The sequence below is a fragment of the Lysinibacillus parviboronicapiens genome, from assembly GCF_003049575.1.
Classification (GTDB): Bacteria; Bacillota; Bacilli; order Bacillales_A; family Planococcaceae; genus Lysinibacillus; species Lysinibacillus parviboronicapiens.
Genome location: NZ_PYWI01000068.1, coordinates 1 through 2,442, shown reverse-complemented (window position 1 = coordinate 2,442; position 2,442 = coordinate 1). Strand labels below are relative to the sequence as shown.

General features: G+C 31.7%; 3 protein-coding genes. 2 read left to right on the top strand and 1 reads right to left on the bottom strand.

The window, feature by feature from the left end; translation table 11 throughout:
• The first annotated feature begins 532 nt into the window (after positions 1 to 532).
• Positions 533 to 1,099, top strand: a complete 567-nt coding sequence (locus tag C9J35_RS22820) for a sigma-70 family RNA polymerase sigma factor (RefSeq protein ID WP_107927124.1) — start codon at positions 533 to 535, stop codon at positions 1,097 to 1,099.
• Positions 1,096 to 2,241, top strand: coding sequence for a DUF4179 domain-containing protein (locus C9J35_RS22815; protein ID WP_107927121.1), 1,146 nt, complete (start codon positions 1,096 to 1,098; stop codon positions 2,239 to 2,241). The genes C9J35_RS22820 and C9J35_RS22815 overlap by 4 nt, the downstream gene beginning before the upstream one ends.
• 104 nt (positions 2,242 to 2,345) lie before the next feature.
• Here the strand turns inward: C9J35_RS22815 and C9J35_RS22810 are convergent, their stop codons facing one another.
• Positions 2,346 to 2,438: an IS3 family transposase gene (locus tag C9J35_RS22810; RefSeq protein ID WP_369122296.1), complete on the bottom strand. Its 93-nt coding sequence runs from the start codon at positions 2,436 to 2,438 to the stop codon at positions 2,346 to 2,348.
• Positions 2,439 to 2,442 lie beyond the last annotated feature (4 nt).

The window sequence follows — 2,442 nt, the reverse complement described above, 5'->3', positions numbered from 1 at the left end:
GAGATGCGTTGATCCTAGCAAGGGTCAGCGCTTATTTCCATTTTAGTTATAGGAGAAGCCCTTGAAGTTTAAGGGTTTACTGAAGTGAATAGCTATATGTTTGGTGAGCTAATAGATATCTTCAACAATTGGGCGCGATTCTGTAATAAGGATCAGCGCTCGTTTTTATTAAAGGGCAGATACTTGAATGAGCGTCTCTCAGTTTTTAGAAATATATTTTCTTTAAGATTGAATCAAACTTAACTAAATAAAAGTTTATTTACTAGGAAAGATATCTCCAACACTATGTGTTTTTACGCTACAAGAATTTTTAGTATAAAAGTCAATTTCACATTAAGAAGTTGACTTTTTTAATTGTCTTGGTTCAATGAATATCTTCATTTGATAAATTAACAAAAAGTCTCAAAGGACCTCACTTTGGTACTATGATAGATTAAATTAAAGAATTTTATTGTAAATGTGAGAAAAAAACTTTTTCAATACGTTGTATAGAGTGTAAAGGCTTTTACAAAAAAATAAGGGGAATTGCTAAATGACGTCAAATGATACAAATTTAATACAGCGATTAAAGCGACAAGAAGAAGATGCTTTGGAATTTATAGTTGATAAATATTTGCCATTAATCAAGGGGATTACATATAAAATTCTCACTCCCCTTGAAAACAAAGGTGTCATAGAAGAATGTATCAATGATATTTTTCTTTCTATCTGGAATAATTCGGGGAAATTTCATGGAGATTCAGATGATTTCAAGAAATGGATTTGCGCAATTGCTAAGTTTAAATCTATTGATTATTACAGAAAGGTGACTAAGAAAGTAGAAATCACCTCCAATGATATAGATTTGAATGTAGAAAAATCGGCAGAAGATAAACTTATTATGCAAGAAGACAGAACTGAATTAATCAAGTTAATCAATCATTTAGAGCCTATTGAACGAGATATTTTCATCATGAAGTTCTTCTTGGGGTTAAATACTGAGGAAATTTCATTAAAACTTGGTTTGACCAAATCCTCAGTAGATAATCGGATTTATAGAGGAAAAAAGAGACTGAATCAAAAAGCTACCAACCTTAAGTTAAAGGAGAATGGAATATGAAGGACATTTATGAATTACTAAACGATATCAACATAGACGAAAATGAATTTGAAGAAATGGAAGTTAGTGAACTTGAAAAAGCTAAAGTAAAGAATACACTGAAAAAGTCTATTAATAAAAAGAGAAAAATGAAGAGTTGGAAAAAGAATGTTGTGGTAGCATCCATTTTAGTCGGCTTATCAGCTACAACCTTTGGATTAACATTTCCAGCTTACGCTAAAAACATCCCTGTGATTGAAGATATTTTTCGATTTTTCGATAATGGAAGAACTGAAAGCTCAATAGACAGTAATGATGTTAAAGATGAAGAAAAAGGATTGTATTATAACTATAAGCAATTCTCGAACGAAATCAATCTTACGAAGGAAAGTAACGGTATCAAAATAACCGTAAATGATGCTGTCTTTGATGGGAAAACAGTAACATTAACCTATTCAATAGAAAGTGAACAAGATTTAGGTGAGCACGCAGGAACTACTTTACCAAAAATAGAAGGGATGAATGCACTGGGAGGAACAGATAGAACTACAAAAATAGATACAAATAAATATGTAGGCATACTAACGGTTAGTAATCTGGAGGATAAAACATTAGATATTGCTAACATCAAATGGAATATTGACAGTATTCAGAACCCCGATAATCACACAGAGATAAAAGGAGATTGGAATTTTGATTTTAGTCTAAATGCTGTTGATAGCACAATGCAATTAAGTGACAGTAGTTCAGAACGAAATGGTGTAAAAGTAAATATAGAAAAAATATCCGTCAACCCAATGTCCTTTATTGTTTATTATGACCAAATTGTTTCAGAAAATATAAGCAACAAATGGGATGGGGTAAATGTTGAATTAGAGATTAAAGATGATTTAGGGAATGTCTACTCAGGTAAAGGCAATGGAGGAAAAGGTACAGATTCTTATAATATGAGTTTAAGTAAAACTTTTGAAATATTAGACGAGAATGCAACGAAACTCATTGTATCTCCTCATATCACCTTAAGAGATTACAGTTCCGATAATTATAGTTCTGTAGAAGTATCGAAAGATGGAGTTGAAAGGGTAATCACACTACCAGAGAAGTCAGGTAAGGGAAAAGAAGAATTTGTATTAGAAGATATCGTTATTGAATTAAAGAAATAACGTAAAATACTGAAAGGATTGTCTTTTTTAAATAGGACAGTTCTTTTAGTTTTATTCAGCAATCGGGCGCTTTCCGGTAGTGACCCCTTAAAGTTAGAGTTTTATTATGCAGCTAATTGGCTGGCATGTTTTCGGTAATTTACCGGACTCATGCCGGCCAGTTTTTGTTTAATACGAACATTATTATAATAATTGATATAC

What these genes read in the sequence shown, in the direction of transcription:
- C9J35_RS22820 (WP_107927124.1), top strand. Translation starts at nt 533, where the DNA reads ATGACGTCAAATGATACAAATTTAATACAGCGATTAAAGCGACAAGAA.
- C9J35_RS22815 (WP_107927121.1), top strand. Translation starts at nt 1,096, where the DNA reads ATGAAGGACATTTATGAATTACTAAACGATATCAACATAGACGAAAAT.